An 18,980-nucleotide genomic window follows, 5' to 3' on the forward strand; every position below is an offset into this window, starting at 1 on the left:
ATCAATCAGTGCGAACGACCAGGAATAACACCTGTCTCTTCGTAGGCTTCGACGATTTTGTCGATCTCTTTTTTTAATTCCTCAACCATGATTTCTTCAGGCACTTTACGAATCATCTTACCATGGCGGAACAAGAGACCTTCTCCACGAGCACCGGCAATTCCGATATCCGCTTCTTTAGCCTCACCCGGGCCATTAACCGCACAACCCAACACCGATACTTTAATCGGCACCTTCAGTTTGGAGATATACTCTTCCACTTCGTTGGCAATGGAGAACAGGTCGATGTCCAAACGTCCACACGTTGGGCAGGAGATCAATGTGGCTGCATTAGTAATGAGTCCAAATGTTTTGAGCAGATCACGAGCAACCTTGATTTCTTCTACCGGGTCCGCACTCAGTGAGATCCGCATCGTTGAACCAATACCCATGGACAATAGAGCTCCCATACCTGCGGAGCTTTTGATCGTACCGGAGAACAATGTACCCGCTTCGGTAATCCCGAGATGCAACGGATACGGAATAATTTGAGCTGCTTTGGTATACGCCTCAATTGCCATCGGCACATCCGATGCTTTGAGAGACACGATGATATCATGGAAATCAAGCTCTTCCAAAATACCAATGTGATACAATGCACTTTCTACCATAGCATCTGCCGTAGGATACCCATACTTCTCAAGGAGATGGTTTTCCAAAGACCCCGCATTTACTCCAATCCGAATCGGAATGCCGCGGTCTTTACAAGCCTTAACCACTTCTTCCACTTTTGCACGTTTACCGATGTTACCTGGATTAATCCGAACTTTATCAATGCCGTTCTCAATCGCAAGTAAAGCCAGCTTATAGTTGAAATGAATGTCCGCTACGAGCGGTATATTAATGCGTTTTTTGATTTCCTTGATGGCTGCGGCAGCTTCCTCATTATTCACCGTTACACGTACCACTTGACAACCCGCTTCTTCCAGTCGCAGAATCTCTGCAACCGTTGCTTCAACGTCTGCCGTTTTGGTTGTACACATACTTTGGATAATGACTTCGTTACTGCCACCGATCGTTACGTTTCCCACTTTCACGGGACGTGTATCCTGTCTTAAATACATGAGTGATTTCTCTCCCCACAACGTCAAAGCTCCACCCTGACAGAGACATGAATTCGCCTTCTGCCAAAGTGGAGAACTGACAAGTCTATATTTCAGAGTTCAACGGGATTCAGGCCTTTATTAGGCGCTCTCTTCCTGCTTATCGTCCTTCGATTGGCTTAGTTCAGGCACGACTCTTTTCTCAACAACTTCCTCGGTAATGACACAGTTCGTAACATCTTCACGTGAAGGCACTTCATACATGATTTCCAGCATGATACCTTCAATGATGGCACGTAATCCACGTGCACCTGTGTTACGTTTAATTGCTTCTTTTGCAATCGCAAGCAATGCAGCTGGTTCAAAGACCAGATTCACATTATCCAGCTCAAGCAGTTTTTGGTACTGTTTGGTAAGCGCGTTTTTTGGTTCGGAAAGAATCCGTACCAGCGTATCTTCATCCAGTGGCTCCAAAGTGGAGATGACTGGCAGACGGCCTACAAATTCCGGAATCAGACCAAATTTCAGCAAATCTTCCGGCAATACCATACCCAGGTATTCACCTGGTTTCAGATCTTTTTGCTCAGAAACGGTATTAAAGCCAATGACTTTTTTACCGATCCGGCGTTTGATCATTTGCTCCAGACCATCAAAGGCACCGCCGCAAATGAACAGGATGTTTGTTGTATCGATCTGAATGAATTCTTGATGAGGGTGTTTACGACCACCTTGTGGTGGTACAGAAGCCACAGTTCCTTCAAGAATTTTCAAGAGAGCCTGTTGCACACCTTCGCCCGATACATCACGAGTAATGGATGGGTTTTCGGATTTACGCGCTACTTTATCAATCTCATCGATATAAATAATGCCACGCTCTGCTTTTTCCACATCATAATCAGCAGCTTGAATCAGTTTGAGCAGGATGTTCTCTACATCCTCACCCACATAACCCGCTTCTGTTAATGACGTAGCATCCGCAATAGCAAAAGGAACGTTCAGAATTTTTGCCATCGTTTGCGCAAGCAACGTTTTACCAGAACCTGTTGGTCCTAACAGCAAAATGTTACTCTTTGACAATTCAACGTCTTCAATTTTGCTTTGTGTGTTGATCCGTTTATAGTGATTATACACCGCAACAGACAATGATTTTTTCGCTTGTTCCTGTCCAATAACATATTGATCCAGAATATTACGAATTTCTTTTGGTTTCGGAATATCTTTCAGGTCTACTTCTTCATCATGACCAAGTTCTTCCTCAACGATTTCGGTGCAAAGTTCGATACATTCATCACAGATGTACACGCCTGGTCCAGCGACCAACTTGCGTACCTGCTCCTGAGATTTACCGCAAAAAGAGCATTTCAATTGCCCTTTCTCATCGTTAAATTTAAACATGAAACCACCCCTTTAGGAATTGATCGGTCTACTGAGCACCTGGTCAATAATGCCGTACGTCTTAGCTTCTTCAGCGCTCATGAAGAAGTCACGGTCGGTATCCCGCTCAATTTTCTCAAGAGGCTGACCCGTACGATCGACGTATATTTGATTCAGTTTCTGACGTGTTTTAATAATCCATTCTGCGTGTATCTTAATATCCGCAGCCTGTCCTTGAATGCCGCCAAGCGGCTGATGAATCATTACTTCGCTATTTGTCAGCGAATATCTCTTGCCAGGTGCACCGGCTGTCAGCAATAACGAGCCCATGCTTGCTGCCATCCCTACGCAAATGGTAGATACATCCGGCTTGATAAATTGCATCGTATCGTATATACCCATCCCTGCGGTGACAGAACCACCAGGTGAGTTAATGTACAAGCTGATATCCTTCTCAGGATCGTCGGCTGCCAAAAACAAAAGCTGTGCTATGACAAGATTGGCTACATCGTCATCGATCGCACTGGTTAGAAAGATAATGCGATCTTTCAGCAAACGTGAATATATATCGTAAGACCGCTCGCCTCGATTGGTTTGTTCTATAACCATTGGCACCAGACTCATGAGACCAACCTCTTTTCTACATGTAATTAGACATAGGCCACCTGTAAAGCAAACCCAAATTCATTCTAACACTTTCCTGTGACAATGTCATTTTTCACAAGAGGGGTCAGACATCCGTTTGTTTACTTTTTTAGCCTGATCATATTTAACCATGTTTTCTATGTATGTGCAAATTGAAGCCATCCTATGCCGTCTTACCGTTTTTTATTTGCATGAAGTACATAGGTATGTAAAAAGTGTACGCGGATCAATAAAATCAGTGTTCATCCATATAATTACTTCATTTTCTATAAAATGGATGTCATAATTTAAAAATAAGGCACGCAATAATTCACGTGCCTTATCGTTTATTCAACTGACAAGTTGATAACAGCTTGTCTTATTTTTCGTCAGCTTCTGCAACAACTTCTTCAGCTGGAGCTTCAACCGGTTCAACAACTGTGCTGTTCTCAAGGAGAACGTCAATCGTTTTACGCAGTTTCACTTCATCACGAAGGCTGTCCAGGGAACCATTACCCTCGAGGATGCCACGGATCTCATCAGCAGGACGCTTGTAAGATTCAGCCATTTTTTCGAGTTCTTGATTCACTTCTTCATCAGACACTTCAATGTTTTCCGCTTTACCTACAGCTTCAAGCACCAGGTTATTGCGAACACGTTTGGAAGCATCTTCTTGCATTTGTCCTCTCAGGTCAGCTTGTGTCTGGCCAGAGAAGCTCAGGAACATTTCAAGGTTCATCCCTTGGTTGCGAAGACGGTTATCGAAATCACGCATCATGTTTTGTACTTCGCTCTCTACCATTGCAGAAGGAATGTCCACTTCAGCGTTCTCAGCCACTTTTTCTACAACTGCATTTTCTTGAGCAGCTTTGGCTTCGTCAGCTTTACGGGATTCCAATTGTGTTTTCAGATCAGCTTTGTACTCTTCAAGTGTGTCAAATTCGCTAACATCTTTAGCAAACTCATCATCCAATGCAGGAAGTTGTTTGCGTTTGATTTCGTGAATTTTCACTTTGAATACCGCTTGTTTGCCAGCAAGTTCTGCTGCATGGTAGCTCTCTGGGAAAGTCACTTCTACGTCTTTGAAGTCACCTGTGGACAGACCCACAACTTGCTCTTCAAATCCAGGGATGAATGTGTTGGAACCCAGTTCCAGGGAATAACGCTCAGCTTGTCCACCTTCGAAAGGTACACCATCAACGGAACCGTCGAAGTCGATTACTGCAACGTCGCCGTTAGCAGCGGAACCTTCGTCGATTACAACGAGTTCAGCGTGACGTTGTTGAAGACGCTCAAGTTCTTCAGCCACTTCTGCGTCAGTTACTTCACCTTTTGCTACAGCAACTTCGATTCCTTTGTAGTCACCCAGGGTAACTTCTGGTTTCACAGTTACTTTCGCTTTGAACTTGAATGTTTCTCCTTTAGCGAATTGTTCAACATCTACGTCAGGACGATCAACCGGGAAGATATCCGTTTGGTCGATTGCTTCTGTATAGGCTTCAGGAAGCAATATGTCGATTGCTTCTTGATAAAGGCTCTCTACACCAAAACGTGCTTCGAAGATGGAACGTGGTACTTTACCTTTACGGAATCCAGGTACGTTTGCTTGTTTAACCACTTTATTAAAAGCTTTGTCGAGTGCTGCAGTTACACGATCCGCATCCACTTCAACCTCAAGAACCCCAAGGTTCTTCTCTATCTTTTCCCAAGTTGCTTTCATTGTATACTTTCCCCTCCAAAATTCACATGTTCACGTAGGCAATCACGTACAAAATAACCATTTTAGTATAAACAAGATTAGATTCTTTTTCAAGGGGAATCCCTTGATACAGTTTAAGGAAAACGTTTCCGGCCTCGATTAACCGTCCAAACCGGCAGATACAAACTGTTTCATCGAACGATAAGCCTGCTCCAGTCGAAAGCGCATCGCGCCTGTCACAGCATACATTGAGCGGGTATTTTCCTCATCATGCGAGCCACCCAGACTGTCTGCAACGGTCATATGTAGAGCTGCTGCCCATATATCTGTCATGGAATCATTTTCTTCCAGCATCGATACATAATCACGGGTTCCATACACCGCCATGACATATTGTATCCACAGTTCCTGGGCAAAATAAAAGAGCGTAGGTTCATGAACCTCCGTCTGATCTGCCACTCGTTCCAGAATCTGAACGATTTGGAGCGGGAATTCCTCTGGTCTAAGAGGCACGGTGTCGATCTCGACTTCAACCTGCTCTTCGCCTCTCGTAAACAGGATCATACCTTGAACACCTCGTCGACGCAAGGTTTGCAACACCCGAAATTGAAGCAGAGGGTGAAGCGACTTATCTTTTAACCAACTGGTAAGTGCCTCGTCAATCTTCGGTAGATCAAGATAGGCCAGCTGCTCCAAAGCCAGCATCGTCTGTTCAGACAGCGGCTCCTCCATTACGGTGCGAAGCATCTTATCTGCATAACCATCATCCTGTTCAAGCTTCATTCGGGCATGCTGCCGTGCCATGTCTTCCTCACTAATCTCTTCTTCCTCTTCTCGTTCTTCAAGAATGGCAGGCGAGGTTTCTTCATATTGAGGAAACGCAGCCTGAAGCCATTCGAGCAGAGCCCGCCATTCATCATAGTGGCGCTCTTCCTGGCCCTGACATTGCAGCAAAAAGTGAAGCAATTTCATCGCTTCACCATACCGTTCATTTTCAAGCATAACTGTCAATTGAATCTGGTAATAGTCCAGCGTCTTAGGAAACAGCACAATATTGTTGTTATGCTCGTTTTCCGGGGTCGTGGATTCCTTAATGGGAGCACCTCCTCTATATCCTGAATCTCCAGTTGGAATCAACCTAAATAGATGTATATATTAAAACGATTGTTGATCTATTTTCTGAGTTCTCCTGATATTCTAACATAACCTTAAATATAATGAAAAAAACGTTACTGCCGCCAAATATCATATACGAAAAATAGTTTAAAATAAAATGCTTGATATTCCTGTATGCATATGATAAAATCAATTTTGCTTGAAAAAATTCATGTCTCAGTAGCTCAGCTGGATAGAGCAACGCCCTTCTAAGGCGTCGGTCGGGGGTTCGAATCCCTCCTGGGACGTATAAAAAGAAGCTTCCTTCGGGAAGCTTTTTTTGCATTCTAGGGATGAGAACCCCAACAGTTCGTCGGAGCGTTCGCTTCGTTACGTACTTTATGCGCTGCATTGGAGCGTCCGCATTTGATCACTCTATAAGCAACGCGTTGAAAGTATCGATGTTCTAACGAACACAGGACACTTTATTTGCTGCAAATTCAGTATCACGGAATTCTAACGAATCTTATAGAGCTTATCTCACCAATTCTGGGATAGTAATTCACTTATTTGCAATTCATAGCCTGATTAACGTCGCTGAGGTTCGTTAGGATCTGAAAATAGCGGTTTTACCCATTATAAGACCTCGTGGATTCGTTAAAGTTCACAGGCTAGTCAAGGCACCCACGGTCCATTGGGTGTTTTTTCATTTCATTGCTCAATATTGACATAGAATGTTATGCTTACGGAGTGGGTAATGTAACAATCCATACATATTAACTTCTTAGGAAACAGGAGATTTTATCAATGTCATCTTCAATACAGCAACACTCATCTATCCATACCGAGGAAGAACATTCTTCGACATCCAAAAGATTCGGCCTGTTATTAGCAGGCATTATCGTCATAGCAGCTACCATGAGGTCACCGATCACCGCAACGGGTCCCGTCGTGGAGATGATCCGCTCAGATACAGGTATCGGCCATACAATGGTGGGGCTTCTCACCTCACTTCCTTTGCTCGCCTTTGCAGCAGTCTCTCCTTTTGCACCGCGCCTTGCCAAACGTTTAGGACTCGAATCTGCTCTGCTATTGGCTGTTATGATTGTAACCATTGGGGTGGCATTACGCTTGTTGCCTTCCGTTCTCTCCTTATATGCAGGAACCGCAATTTTGGGGTGCGGCATTGCATTAAGTAACGTGCTTTTGCCAAGTTTAATCAAACGTGATTTTCCATTGCGGGTAGGTATCGTCACCGGATTATACTCTGTATCCATGAATATATTTGGCGCCATCGCCTCAGGTGTGAGTGTGCCCGTAGCAGGAGCCACATCTATGGGTTGGCGTGCTTCGTTAGGCATGTGGGCCCTGTTGTCCATATTGGCGCTTCTCTTGTGGCTCCCCCAGATCGCCGCAGGACGTCACCGAATGTTATTCATAGCCACACAGAGTGAAGGGACGTCTGTACGTCTACGGACCTCTTCCCTGGCCTGGTTCATTACTTTATTTATGGGTCTGCAATCTCTAATATTCTATACAACGATTACCTGGCTTCCCGAGATTCTCGCTGAGCAAGGATTCAGCCCCACCTCAGCAGGGTGGATGCTCTCCCTGATGCAGATGGTTAGTGTCCCAGCTACCTTTATCGTTCCGATCCTCGCCGGCCGAATGCGAGATCAGCGTGTTCTAACCGCGATAACGTGCTCTTCTTTAATTGTCGGGTATACTTTATTGTTAAGTGGCATCGCTTCGCTCGTTACCATTGGTGTCACGTTGGCAGGAATAGGCGCTGGAGCTTCGTTTGGAATGGTAACCATGTTCTTCGTCCTTCGCACAAAAGATGCCAGACAAGCTGCCAGCCTGTCCGGTATGGCCCAATCCTTCGGATATATGCTGGCCGCAGTGGGACCTCTACTGTTCGGTATGCTTCATGACTGGACGAAGGGATGGACCTTCCCATTGTTAATACAGGTCATTCTGGCCATCGCTTTGCTAATCGCAGGGATTCAGGCCAGCAAAAATAGAATGATCGGTTAGTCATCTAATTCATTTATAAAAAAAAACAAAACGGCCTCCATCCTGCCAATCAGGATGGAGGCCGTTTATGCATAGAACAATTCCTTCATTAATTTGAATCAATTTTAATGAGGAATGAACTTACTTCACTTTTACCTTAATCGTTTCTGTGCTGGTAACTCCGGCTGCGTTAATTAACTCTGCCCGATACGTATACGTGCCCGATGCTTTCCCGGACAGTGTAGTCACAGCACTTTGCGCATAAGGTGTAGCCGAACGGAGTTCTTGCGTATCGATCAACTTATCATTTTCATAGAGACGATACTCAGAAGCATTCGTCCCCCACCACAGGTTCATGGTCACCTTATAATGGCCGTCGCCATCCCAGTTATCTTGCGAGAGAACCGCTTTGCCTGGCGTTGCGTTGGTAACCTGAACAGTCAACGTCTGACTCCGCGTTGTTCCCTTGTCGTTGGTCAACTCGGCCACATACGTATATGTGCCGTTGGCTTTGCCCGTGATCTTCGTCTGAGCAAACTGCGCCCAAGGCGCGTTGTAAGTCAACTTTTGTGTATCAACCAAAACCCCGTCCTCATATAACTTGTAGCTAGTTGCGTTCTCGCCCCACCAGAGGTTCATTGTAACGATATACGCGCCCTCTGGCAGGCCGTTGCCTACCCAGTTATTGTGAGACAATACAGGCGTACCTGGGGCCTTGGTTGCCGGAGTTTCAGGTTCAGTCTCCACGGCTTCCAATTTCAGTGCCGTATTGGCTGTACCCGAAAGCCCCTGTTGGTCTTTTACTGTAAGTTCAACGGCATATTCCCCTGCTTCGATCCCTTCCAAAGGAAGGCTGAAGCTGCCATCAGGTTGCACTTCAAAGGTTCCCTCTTTATAAACCGACCCATCCTCTTTTTTCACAACATATGTTGCTTCCAGGGAAGCTGCCGGATCAAACGCGATGTTCCATCCGCTGGCAAGCGCAGGAGCTACGCGGAAGTACAAGTCTTCCACGCTACCGTTAAGGACAGCAGACTCATCCTCTTTGAACTCCAACGCTTCTGGTGCAGTTACAGCGGGAGCTGTCTTTTTCACCAAAAATGGCGAAGTGTCTTCCTTATAGGTTTTGCCGTCCGTACCAATAGTAGTGATGTCTACCGTATATAAACCATCCGGAATCTCCGTCACTTCATCGGTTGTGTAGTCTGCATATGAGCCGTCCCAAGCAAGGTTGTATCTTGCATTGGCATTGAAGTTAAAATAGTTACCAAAGATGGAGCCAATATAACCATCTTGATAATATCCACCTTCCGGATTAAGACCATCATAGATTTCAATCAGGGCAAATGTCATCGGGTTATAAAATTCCATCGCTACATTAAGGGTATCCAACGTACCATCAGCCTTCAATGGATAGTGGAATGGATTTTTTTCAGTGCCTTTTACGGTTTCAATATATTTAACCCCACTCAACGTAACGTTGAAATGAGCAACATATGGCACAGTAAAAGTATTGGTTCCATTCGAGAACTCAATGTATCCTTGTGCTTCTGTAGTCGTAGTAACCCCACGCGGAACGGTGATTGTCACTGCAAGTTCTTCCTCACCATTCAATGTAAAGGAATTCTTGTCTACGGCAACGGATACACCAGCGACATTACGAGTTGGATTCACATTTACGGTGTAATCCCCGCCACTACCATTCAGCGCTTCAACTTTAATTGTTTTGGTAATCGTCTTTTCATCTGTGCTCAGGAAATTACCGTAGTTGATACTTCCGGTGATATTCTCCTTTTCAACAACAGAGCCACTTTCTGTGTATTGAGTTACATCAAGCACTTTGACAAAAGCCGCAGGATCAATGGTATTAACAGCCTGAATACGGCCAGCACCTTGATCAAATACATCAAACTTGGTTGTATCCAGCACCTTACTATTGTTCATCAGTGCAACTTTGATATCAAATGGTGTCCATTCCGGATGCTTCTCGATCAGCAACGCAATCAAACCTGCTACATGAGGTGTAGCCATACTTGTACCTGATTTACGATCATAAGCTTGTGCGTAATCTGCGTCTGGCTCATCCTTGCCGTAGGCAGGAATCGTAGACAAAATGCTTGTACCTGGTGCAACAATATCCGGTTTGATGTCCAGCGTTACCTTAGCAGGTCCACGTGAACTGGATGAACTCATTTCATCGCCCGGAGTTTGGGAACGTTCAAAATCACTAAAGCTCACTTCAACGGCTTGGCCTGCGTCCAGCTCAGCCTTGATCACATCTCCATCTTCCTTGGACATGCTCAGTGTTGGAATGAGTTCAAAGTTATCGCCCAGACTTACACCGATTGGACCCGGAATGTTGTTATATACAATAACAGCCACGGCTCCAGCTGCTTTGGCATTGGCGACTTTCTCTACAAATGCGAGTTCACCACGCTGTATTAATGCCACTTTACCTGTAAAATCCTTACCTTCAAAATCAGTCGGCTTACCCAGTGCTGCAAATTCAAGCTCATATTTCCCTGTCAAAACAGTTTCAGGGTCTGCTGACAGGCTCCATCCCATCAGATCCAGACGGTAAACCGACTCTGTAATAGCCAGTGGAGCTTCAGTCGGAGCAATTACAGACTCTTCTTCCACAGGAGCAGCTTCAACCGGTGCAGAAGGTGAAGCAGATGGAGTATTTTCTGCTGTTGTAGCTTCTTCTACATTCGGAACTTCAGCTTCGTTAGAAACTGTGTCCTCCACAGCCGCTGCACTTTTCTCATCAGCAGTTGCGGGTACACCTTGCTCTGAAACTTCTGGTGCTTCTATTCCAGGTGCTGTACCCAGTTCAGGAGATTGTTCAACCTTTGGCACCGGTTGTTGTTCAGGTTGTGCCTCTTCGCCTTGCTCACCAATCCAGAAGTGAGTATCGGCTGTAATCAGCTGGCTAGGTCCTGTAGAGTTACCTACCGTAATGGCCATTGCAGACGCACCCGGAGAACCGAGTGTATAACGGTTAGGTCCACTGTTACCACTTGCTACAACCGCTGTCACACCAGACAACATCGCATTGTTCAGGGCAACCGAAGTAATATAACTCGGGTCGTTGGCGGCGTTACCCAACGAGAGATTAATTACGTCCATGCCATCTTGAACAGAACGATCAATTCCGCCGAGTACCCATGAGGTTTGGCCACTACCATACGGTCCAAGTACACGGTAAGCATAGATGTCTGCTTCAGGAGCAACACCAACAATACCGTAGTCCCCTGCTTCGCGAGCAGCAACGGTACCCGCTACGTGCGTACCGTGAGATGTGTAATAGGCGCTTCCAGTGTCATTGAACTCAGGTTCACCCGAAGCTTTCCATTCCTGATATGTCGCTTCATACGGATCATTGTCGTTTCCAACAAAGTCCCACCCACCTTTGTAAGCTTCCTGCAAATTAGGATGTTCATAGTCAATCCCTGTATCGATGACACCCACTTTGATTCCATTTCCTTTGTAACCCAGATCCCATACTTCAGGTGCACCAATAAAAGGAGCTGTGTCTTTCATGTACGGGTTCACTTCATCTGTCTCTGGCGCTATTGTAACTTCAAGGTCAGGATATACGCTGACCACGCCAGGTATTTGAAGCAATTGTCCCACCTGGTTTCCTTTAAGCTCAATCGCTACACCATTCAAGGCATATGCATATTCTTCCAATACTTCATGTTTGATTTTCTTCTGAGTGAGGCTATGTACAAATGACTGTTGTTGTTGCTCAACTTGAGTCACAGCCTTTGTTTCCATAGAGGAGGTAAAAGATTTTCCAGAGAGGGTTGATTCACCTTGCGCTACTGCAACAGGTTTATTGGAAAGCTCAACGATCACTCGGGTGTTCTCTCCACCCAGACCTTCCAAGCTTTTATCCAAAAATGGATCTGCGGCAAGTTTTGCTTCCCGTCCTGCAAGAATGTCTCTCCATTGTTTGGCTTCGGCTGTACGGGGTAAGTTGTCAAGCTGAATAACTGATTCTGCGGGAGCGGCTCCAGCCGCGGGGAGAATAATGGAAAAGACCATCAGAACACTTAATAACGTGGATATCAATCGTTTACTCAAGGCTTTGCCCCTCCTTTTAAATGTGAATACGTCACCAAATGATGGGTTCCTGCTGTTTGTGCGTACTGCAATACACACTCCAATTTCACCGCCTATCTGCAAGAAGATTGACCCTTGGTAAATTATTCTATCAAAATACCACATTCTCCTTCTAAATACTTACAAATATGATATAGAAATTACTTATATGGGTCTCGAGTATGATAAAAATATCCATTTGTAATTATTTGTCGTATGAATATTTCATTTTTAAAATAATGCATAAAAAAAGACCAAGAGCCTCTTTATCCGAAAGAGATTCCTGGTATATAGGTGAAGCATGATTAGTATACAAATGCCCGCTATAATTCGTTTAACATCGATATAAAATGCTACATATCACAAAATTCTACTTTATTCTGGATTCTGGCTTTACGGCTTCAATACGCAGGCGCTTGTAATCGGCATACATCGCATCATCTTTCCAAAGGTGAGACATCACGATCTGACTGGTTTCATGGCATATTTGTTGTATCTCTTCATGACTGAGACCTGCAAAATAGTCGCCTCCAAAATGAGCCAACCAGCCTACTATACCTTGCTCACCATCTGCCAGTCTGGTAGGACGGTCATAGTGATAGGCATGACGCACTACAAATCCACGTTGTTCTAAAATATGACTATATTCTCCGATCGAAGGAAAATACCAAGGATTGCGTTCCGATGCACGAATGCCCGTGTTACGCTCCATAACCTGCTCTAATGCATTCACAATGGTCTGCACGTTCCCTTTACCACCGAATTCTGCTACAAAACGCCCTCCGGGCTTCAATGATTTCCATATACTATCCACCACTAATCGTGGGCTTCGCATCCAGTGCAGGGCTGCATTGGAGAAAACGGCATCATATAGTCTATTCGTCTCAAACTGATGACCGTCTCCTTCCACGAATTCAAGTTCAGGGAATTTTTCCCTCGCACGGCGAATCATGTCCTTCGATGCATCCATGCCAATAACTTCAGCTCCGGCCAGAGTAATTTCATGCGTCAAATCCCCCGTCCCGCAACCCAGATCAAGAATGTATTCCCCTTTTTGGGGTTGAAGCCAAGAGATTAGATTTTTGCCATATCCGGACACAAAAGCCAGTTTGTTGTCATACTCATCTGGTTGCCATTGATTTAACGATTTCATGAATACCACCGTCGCTTTCGTTATTGATATCCTCATTGTGGCATAGAATTGTTTATTCTTTAAATATATAAATTCTATATTGTTTATAGGTATAACCAATATAACACTTCCTCTGAACGCAAAAAACTTCCCAAAGGAAGCTTCTTGTTCTTTACGTCCTAGGAGGGATACTCTCTTTCCAGTCGAGACTGCGATGTAGCGCCAACGAAGCGGATGCTCCGACGAACCATTGGGGGTTCTCTTCCCTTGAACGAAAAAGAAGAAGCTTCCCGAAGGAAGCTTCTTCTTTTTTTACGTCCCAGGAGGGATTCGAACCCCCGACCGACGCCTTAGAAGGGCGTTGCTCTATCCAGCTGAGCTACTGAGACAAATATGTATAATAAATTTTCGGCGCGGTTCTTATTATACTCTGATTTCTATATTTTTCAATAGTTTTATAAAAAAATTAATAATTATACTTAAATACGGGCTTAAACATGTACTTTTCGGTGTTATTCTCATACTCCAGCCCCTTTGAGAATATGATAGCTTGAACCAGGTTATATTGAGGAGATTGGGACATTTAGAGTAAGATTAACATCAGACATTTTCAATGTCAGAATTGCTGGGTAATCTTTTGCATACATACATTCAATGTTCCATTGAAGGAGAGAATCGTCATGAGACAACTTTTATCAGCCCTATCCTATTTCAGTATTTTCTTTGCCCCGTTCCTGTTTCCGATCATTATATGGATTGTTGCCAAGGATGATTACATTGAGGGACATGCAAAGCGCGCCTTATTCTCACATGTATTCCCCTTTCTCGCTGCCATTCCGTTATTTTATTTCTTCGTAACTGCGCATAGTCTGGGTTCCGCCGTCGGATTTGTCATTCTATTCTTTGTGATCTACGGATTAAGCTTTGTGTACAATGTGGTTAAAGGCATTCAAGTGCTGCGCGAGTATGCTTGATCACATCTCCACCTGATCTGACCATCGCATAACAAAACCCGCCGTTCAATGAACTGTACCCCAATTGGTAGTTGTGTCTAACAATTGGGGTACAGTTCACAACAACGGCGGGTTTTTCCAGTTAAAGATACAGTCAGAGCAACCAGCAACAGCAACAGATCACATCTACATATAACTCAACATCGAACTCTATCCCGCTAACACCACATGTATTGTTGGAGCATTACCTGTTAAGCCTGCCCGATCAGATAACGCTGAAGTGTTGGACCAAGCAAACCAAAGGAAAACAACTCACTTTGAAACCGAGCTTTATCTTCTTCTACTGTCATACCTTCGCTGTTCTCAAATGCGGTATCTGTCGCCTCTTCAAACGCAGTATGCATATTATTGTTATACCAGTCGATCGCCGAATCGGAGTGATTGCGTACAATCCGAACAACTTCCAGCGAATTTCCGGGCTGTGTTGAAGCCACGTATACAAGTAACGATGGATCTCCGGCATTTCCAGGCTGCACTTCAACCTCTGCACAAGACAATCCATCCACCTCGGTTAATCTGCGTATTTTGGCATCTTGAATGGCATACATTCGTCATCGCGCTCCTTTTCCTTTGTGCTTATCATGTACTTTGTTCAATCTGGTATCGTGTCTCTGCTGTGCCCAATCGGTAAATCTCTCGATACACCTGTTGTAATACCGTTTCATAAGCTCGGTTTACGGACTCCTCCGGTGTATCTGGCCATGGGAATACCATGCCAGGAAAGGCCTCTTCCTCCTTTTCCTGCATGAGGCTCAGCAGTCCCAGTAATTGCTCCGCTTCCTGCGGCGTTGCCTGAATGATCCATTCATATGATGTTACCGACGGATCCGGAATAACGGAGCGGCCCATGACAGACACATAATACTTCATACTGTCCATTGCATGTTCTCTCCTTCACAGGCATGTTGAGGCCGTTGTCCCTAGAACTAGTTTCCGAAGAGGACAGACATTTTATGCCTGCTTTCGGCATATATTTGTTACGACCTCTGACGAAAAGACAACATTTGCTGGTTGCCAGTAACTAAGCAGCCATACGGATGAATGACTCGACCAAGAAAGGATGAACAAACCATGTGCGGTATTACCGGCTTCATACAGTGGAATCGGGATTTGACCCAGGAATCAGAGCTGCTGGTCCGTATGACGGATAGCTTGTCGAACCGGGGGCCCGACGCTTCAGGTACATGGATCTCCAATCCTTGTGCCTTTGGACATCGGCGTCTTAGTGTAATGGACCCCGAGAACGGCGCACAGCCCATGCATGCGTTACAGGGAGATACCTCCTATACCGTCGTGTATAACGGAGAACTATACAATGCACCCGAGTTGAAAAAGGAATTGCTCCAGCGGGGGCATCAGTTCCGCACGCAATGTGATACGGAAGTGTTGCTCGCCTCTTATATTGAGTGGGGACCGGCATGTGTTGACCGGTTTAACGGTATTTTTGCTTTTGCCATATGGGATGGGGGACGCGAACAGGTTTTTATCGCACGAGATCGCCTTGGCGTGAAACCTCTGTTCTATAGTAATGTCAAAGACACACTCGTATTTGGTTCAGAGCCCAAAGCTCTGCTTATTCACCCGGATGTGGAAGCCGCTGTTGGCCCGGAAGGATTGGCCGAAGTGTTTATTGTAGGGCCTGCACGGACACCAGGACACGGCGTATACTCTTCACTAAGCGAACTTAAGCCTGCGCACGCGCTGATCTATAACCGAAACGGAATCCGAACCTATGCCTACTGGAAACTGGAAAGCCAAAATCACGAACATAACCTGGAAGAGACGGCAGCAGAGGTACGCTCTCTCTTGCAAGATACACTGGAGCGCCAGTTGGCTTCGGATGTTCCAGTATGCTCTCTTTTATCAGGAGGACTGGACTCCAGTGCCTTGTCTGCATTAGCCGTGGATTATTACAAGCGGACCGGGCAAGGCCAAATTAGTACGTATTCTGTCGATTATGTGGATAACGCCAAGCATTTCCAAGCGCATTCCTTTCAGCCGGGTGCAGATGGTCCCTGGATTAAGCGAATGGTGGATGAACTCAAGACCGACCATCACTGGATTGAGATTGAGAACGGAGAACTGGTTCATGCACTGACACAGGCCATGTTAGTCAGGGATCTGCCAGGTATGGCGGATGTAGATTCCTCGCTCTATTTGTTCTGTAAAGAAATCAAAAAAGGGGCCACCGTTGCCATTTCAGGCGAAGCAGCGGATGAAGTGTTTGGCGGTTACCCCTGGTTCCATCGCGAAGATATGCTGAACTCCGGTACGTTTCCGTGGTCTGTAGCGCCTGATATGCGAGCAGCATTGTTATCCCCGGATATTCGGGAATGGATTCGGCCACTCGATTACTTGGCAGACCGCTATTCGGATGCAGTGGCTGAAGTGCCTCTGTTGGATGGGGAAACAGGTAAAGCTGCACAAATGCGGGTGATGTCCTACCTGAACATTACACGTTTCATGCCAACACTTCTGGATCGCAAAGACCGGATGAGCATGGGGGCAGGACTGGAAGTGCGGGTACCTTACTGTGATCATCGTCTGATCCAGTATGTGTTTAACATCCCTTGGGAAATGAAAATAACGGGTGGACGGGAAAAAGGTATTCTGCGTAAAGCACTCGAAGGTGTCCTGCCTGACGATGTGTTATATCGCAAAAAGAGTCCGTACCCGAAAACACATAATCCGCAATATCTGGCCGCGGTCAAACAACAGGTACTTGATATCCTGGATGATCCCACATCACCTATTTTGCCTTTGATCGACAAAACTCAGATCAGGAATCTTGCGTCTTCACCGGATGCAGCTTCCAACCTCCCCTGGTTCGGGCAGCTCATGTCGGGTCCCCAGTTATTTGCTTATCTGACTCAGATCAATACCTGGTTGCGGACATATAAAGTCGCTATTCGTTAAGATCATGTTATGCATTGATTCAACATTATGAATTATTTAAGGGTGCCCAAACAGTAACTACTGTGTTTGGACACCCTTTTATTACTTTTTTATAAGAATCTCTGTACGTATGCGCTCGTTCTTCATCCACATTCCACTCAGTTCGATTTATTGCACTTTGAAACGACTGACGGTCTGTTGCAACTGTTCTGCCATCAAGGAGAGATCATTGGCTGCGGAAGCAATCTCCTGCATCGCAGACAACTGCTCCTCTGAAGATGCACTCACTTCTTCTGTTCCAGCGGCCCCCGTTTCGGTCACTTCCATGATTGTTTTCATAGACCTATTAATCTGTTCTACCCCTGTTGACATTTGCTCAATTGAAGCAGAGACTTCCTGTGTTTGCCCCGCTACGCCCCCAACCGCTTCACGAATTTCATCAAATGTGGCTCCCGCTTGGTGAACAAGTGTAATCCCCTCTTGAACCTCTGTAGATACAACCACCATAGATTCAGCAGCATTTCGCATTCCCTTCTCAATCGATGCCACCAATGGAACAATTTGATTAGCAGAAAGCGCAGACTGCTCAGACAGCTTCCGAACCTCTGTAGCAACAACTTGAAACCCTCTTCCCTGTTCGCCAGCTCGTGCAGCCTCAATAGCAGCATTAAGGGATAGGAGATTCGTCTGTGCTGATATTTCCGAGATGCTGTCCACCATTTTCACAATATCCTGAGAGTGTCTGCTCAGTTCCTGGATCACGACCGACAGATTCGACACCGTCCCTTGTATAGAATTCATTTGACCTATCGCAGACTGAACTGACTCGCTACCCGATATTGTTTTTACGGAGACTTTGGTAGCTTCTTCAGACATATGGAGTGTGTTCTCCGTAACTTGCTGAAAGCCTGTCGTCAACTCATTCATCGTCTGGAATCCATCACTCGCCATTCGAACCTGTGTATCCATACCTGTTGCAATCTCACCCATTGTGATGGCCACTTGCTCTGTGGCGGTTGCTGTCTGTTCGGTGCTTGCCGTCAACTCCTCTGAAGAGGCAGCTACCCGTTCTGCACTGTCTCCTACCTGATGAATGAGTGTACGCAAATTGGCAGACATGATATTAAAGGCTTGGGCGAGATCACCAATCTCATCCTTGTTACGGACCACAATAGGCTCACCAGTCAGATCTCCGTCTGCAATCCGGCTCGCGGATTGGGCAATAGCAGCAACAGGCAAGGATATCATTCTGCCAATGACATACGCCACAAGTGCTCCGATTAGAAGAGAAGCCACTCCAATAATTGCAATCCACCTAAGAACCTGCACAATCTGAAGATTAGCCTCCACAACGCCTGAGTTCATGGCATCTTGTTGATGCGTTTCCATACCTTCCACAATGCCTTCAAATTCAGAGATCAGACTTGGGGCTGTATCCTTCAGTAATCTTGAGATTTCACTGTTATTCCCCTGTCTTGTCAATGTCATAATCTGCTGCGCAAGTTCATAATATTGGCTCATCGCTTCATCCGATCGTGAAAGGTAATCTTTCATCTTTGAACTTGAAACTGATGATTTTAATTCTTCATTTAATGCTATGTAATCTTCATAAGCTTTATTAAATGCCTGTTCGTTCTCCGCACTGTCTTCCAGAATATAATTTCTCAAAGCAATCTGCTGAGATTTAAGATCAATCGACATATTTTTAATGAGTAATAGTTTGCTTGTTCTATCATTAATTAATTCTGTATACGTTTTCTCAACCGAGACAAACTGAGTATATGCGATGACTACAACGGCTACCAATAAAATAAGCACAGAACCAAAACCTAAAAGCAATTTCCTACTAATGGATACTCTTTTCATTTCATTTCCCCCATACGTTTCAATATATTTAAATCATGAATTATGTAGTCAGTCTGAATGCTAAAATCTCCCCTCCT

General features: G+C 45.2%; 13 protein-coding genes and 2 tRNA genes. 4 read left to right on the plus strand and 11 right to left on the minus strand.

Going from position 1 to position 18,980, the window contains the following annotated elements; all coding sequences use genetic code 11:
• Positions 1-5: 5 nt before the first annotated feature.
• The 5 genes from ispG to J2Z28_RS24045 form a co-directional block, all read right to left on the minus strand.
• Positions 6-1,103 carry a flavodoxin-dependent (E)-4-hydroxy-3-methylbut-2-enyl-diphosphate synthase gene (gene ispG / locus J2Z28_RS24025; protein WP_017692591.1) on the minus strand — a complete coding sequence of 366 codons (1,098 nt, stop codon included), beginning with the start codon at positions 1,101-1,103 and terminating at the stop codon, positions 6-8.
• 120 nt (positions 1,104-1,223) lie between these two features.
• The gene (gene clpX / locus J2Z28_RS24030; protein ID WP_036605887.1) at positions 1,224-2,477 is read right to left on the minus strand and encodes an ATP-dependent protease ATP-binding subunit ClpX; all 1,254 of its coding nucleotides are present in this window, start codon (positions 2,475-2,477) and stop codon (positions 1,224-1,226) included.
• Between the two features lie 12 nt (positions 2,478-2,489).
• Positions 2,490-3,080 carry an ATP-dependent Clp endopeptidase proteolytic subunit ClpP gene (gene clpP, locus J2Z28_RS24035; protein WP_211084575.1) on the minus strand — a complete coding sequence of 197 codons (591 nt, stop codon included), beginning with the start codon at positions 3,078-3,080 and terminating at the stop codon, positions 2,490-2,492.
• A 379-nt stretch (positions 3,081-3,459) separates the two neighbouring features.
• A complete protein-coding gene (tig, locus tag J2Z28_RS24040; protein ID WP_211084576.1) occupies positions 3,460-4,800 on the minus strand; it encodes a trigger factor in 1,341 nt (446 codons plus the stop codon).
• A 138-nt stretch (positions 4,801-4,938) separates the two neighbouring features.
• Positions 4,939-5,781 carry a hypothetical protein gene (locus J2Z28_RS24045; protein WP_047841340.1) on the minus strand — a complete coding sequence of 281 codons (843 nt, stop codon included), beginning with the start codon at positions 5,779-5,781 and terminating at the stop codon, positions 4,939-4,941.
• Positions 5,782-6,108: 327 nt separating this feature from the next.
• Here J2Z28_RS24045 and J2Z28_RS24050 point away from each other — a divergent pair.
• A tRNA-Arg gene (locus J2Z28_RS24050) sits at positions 6,109-6,182 on the plus strand.
• A 499-nt stretch (positions 6,183-6,681) separates the two neighbouring features.
• Positions 6,682-7,911 carry a CynX/NimT family MFS transporter gene (locus J2Z28_RS24055; RefSeq protein WP_211084577.1) on the plus strand — a complete coding sequence of 410 codons (1,230 nt, stop codon included), beginning with the start codon at positions 6,682-6,684 and terminating at the stop codon, positions 7,909-7,911.
• A gap of 120 nt (positions 7,912-8,031) precedes the next feature.
• Here the strand turns inward: J2Z28_RS24055 and J2Z28_RS24060 are convergent, their stop codons facing one another.
• The 3 genes from J2Z28_RS24060 to J2Z28_RS24070 form a co-directional block, all read right to left on the minus strand.
• On the minus strand, positions 8,032-11,979 hold the full coding sequence (locus J2Z28_RS24060) for a S8 family serine peptidase (protein WP_280530854.1): 3,948 nt from the start codon (positions 11,977-11,979) through the stop codon (positions 8,032-8,034).
• Positions 11,980-12,367: 388 nt separating this feature from the next.
• Complete coding sequence (locus tag J2Z28_RS24065; RefSeq protein ID WP_211084579.1) at positions 12,368-13,150, minus strand: class I SAM-dependent methyltransferase; 783 nt, start codon at positions 13,148-13,150, stop codon at positions 12,368-12,370.
• Between the two features lie 294 nt (positions 13,151-13,444).
• A tRNA-Arg gene (locus tag J2Z28_RS24070) sits at positions 13,445-13,518 on the minus strand.
• Positions 13,519-13,809: 291 nt separating this feature from the next.
• Here J2Z28_RS24070 and J2Z28_RS24075 point away from each other — a divergent pair.
• Positions 13,810-14,103, plus strand: a complete 294-nt coding sequence (locus tag J2Z28_RS24075) for a magnetosome magnetite crystal formation protein family (RefSeq protein WP_017692583.1) — start codon at positions 13,810-13,812, stop codon at positions 14,101-14,103.
• A gap of 230 nt (positions 14,104-14,333) precedes the next feature.
• On the opposite strand, the gene J2Z28_RS24080 is transcribed toward J2Z28_RS24075, so the two are convergent.
• Together J2Z28_RS24080 and J2Z28_RS24085 are read right to left on the minus strand one after the other, a co-directional pair.
• Positions 14,334-14,690: a hypothetical protein gene (locus J2Z28_RS24080; protein ID WP_036605881.1), complete on the minus strand. Its 357-nt coding sequence runs from the start codon at positions 14,688-14,690 to the stop codon at positions 14,334-14,336.
• Between the two features lie 31 nt (positions 14,691-14,721).
• Positions 14,722-15,021 (minus strand): hypothetical protein, encoded by a 300-nt coding sequence (locus J2Z28_RS24085; protein ID WP_211084580.1) that lies wholly within the window; start codon positions 15,019-15,021, stop codon positions 14,722-14,724.
• Between the two features lie 192 nt (positions 15,022-15,213).
• Here J2Z28_RS24085 and asnB point away from each other — a divergent pair, with 192 nt between their 5' ends.
• The gene (asnB, locus tag J2Z28_RS24090; RefSeq protein ID WP_211084581.1) at positions 15,214-17,058 is read left to right on the plus strand and encodes an asparagine synthase (glutamine-hydrolyzing); all 1,845 of its coding nucleotides are present in this window, start codon (positions 15,214-15,216) and stop codon (positions 17,056-17,058) included.
• A 147-nt stretch (positions 17,059-17,205) separates the two neighbouring features.
• On the opposite strand, the gene J2Z28_RS24095 is transcribed toward asnB, so the two are convergent.
• Positions 17,206-18,903, minus strand: coding sequence for a methyl-accepting chemotaxis protein (locus tag J2Z28_RS24095; RefSeq protein WP_211084582.1), 1,698 nt, complete (start codon positions 18,901-18,903; stop codon positions 17,206-17,208).
• Positions 18,904-18,980: the final 77 nt, after the last annotated feature.

Origin of the sequence: Paenibacillus xylanexedens, from assembly GCF_017874615.1 — a bacterium.
Lineage (GTDB): Bacteria > Bacillota > Bacilli > Paenibacillales > Paenibacillaceae > Paenibacillus > Paenibacillus xylanexedens.

Excerpts from the sequence above, each read along its gene's own strand:
- J2Z28_RS24055 (WP_211084577.1), top strand. The coding sequence starts at position 6,682 with ATGTCATCTTCAATACAGCAACACTCATCTATCCATACCGAGGAAGAA.
- J2Z28_RS24045 (WP_047841340.1), bottom strand. The coding sequence starts at position 5,781 with ATGCTTGAAAATGAACGGTATGGTGAAGCGATGAAATTGCTTCACTTT.
- J2Z28_RS24065 (WP_211084579.1), bottom strand. The coding sequence starts at position 13,150 with ATGAAATCGTTAAATCAATGGCAACCAGATGAGTATGACAACAAACTG.
- tig (WP_211084576.1), bottom strand. The coding sequence starts at position 4,800 with ATGAAAGCAACTTGGGAAAAGATAGAGAAGAACCTTGGGGTTCTTGAG.
- J2Z28_RS24080 (WP_036605881.1), bottom strand. The coding sequence starts at position 14,690 with ATGTATGCCATTCAAGATGCCAAAATACGCAGATTAACCGAGGTGGAT.
- asnB (WP_211084581.1), top strand. The coding sequence starts at position 15,214 with ATGTGCGGTATTACCGGCTTCATACAGTGGAATCGGGATTTGACCCAG.
- J2Z28_RS24095 (WP_211084582.1), bottom strand. The coding sequence starts at position 18,903 with ATGAAAAGAGTATCCATTAGTAGGAAATTGCTTTTAGGTTTTGGTTCT.
- ispG (WP_017692591.1), bottom strand. The coding sequence starts at position 1,103 with ATGTATTTAAGACAGGATACACGTCCCGTGAAAGTGGGAAACGTAACG.
- clpP (WP_211084575.1), bottom strand. The coding sequence starts at position 3,080 with ATGAGTCTGGTGCCAATGGTTATAGAACAAACCAATCGAGGCGAGCGG.
- clpX (WP_036605887.1), bottom strand. The coding sequence starts at position 2,477 with ATGTTTAAATTTAACGATGAGAAAGGGCAATTGAAATGCTCTTTTTGC.
- J2Z28_RS24075 (WP_017692583.1), top strand. The coding sequence starts at position 13,810 with ATGAGACAACTTTTATCAGCCCTATCCTATTTCAGTATTTTCTTTGCC.
- J2Z28_RS24085 (WP_211084580.1), bottom strand. The coding sequence starts at position 15,021 with ATGGACAGTATGAAGTATTATGTGTCTGTCATGGGCCGCTCCGTTATT.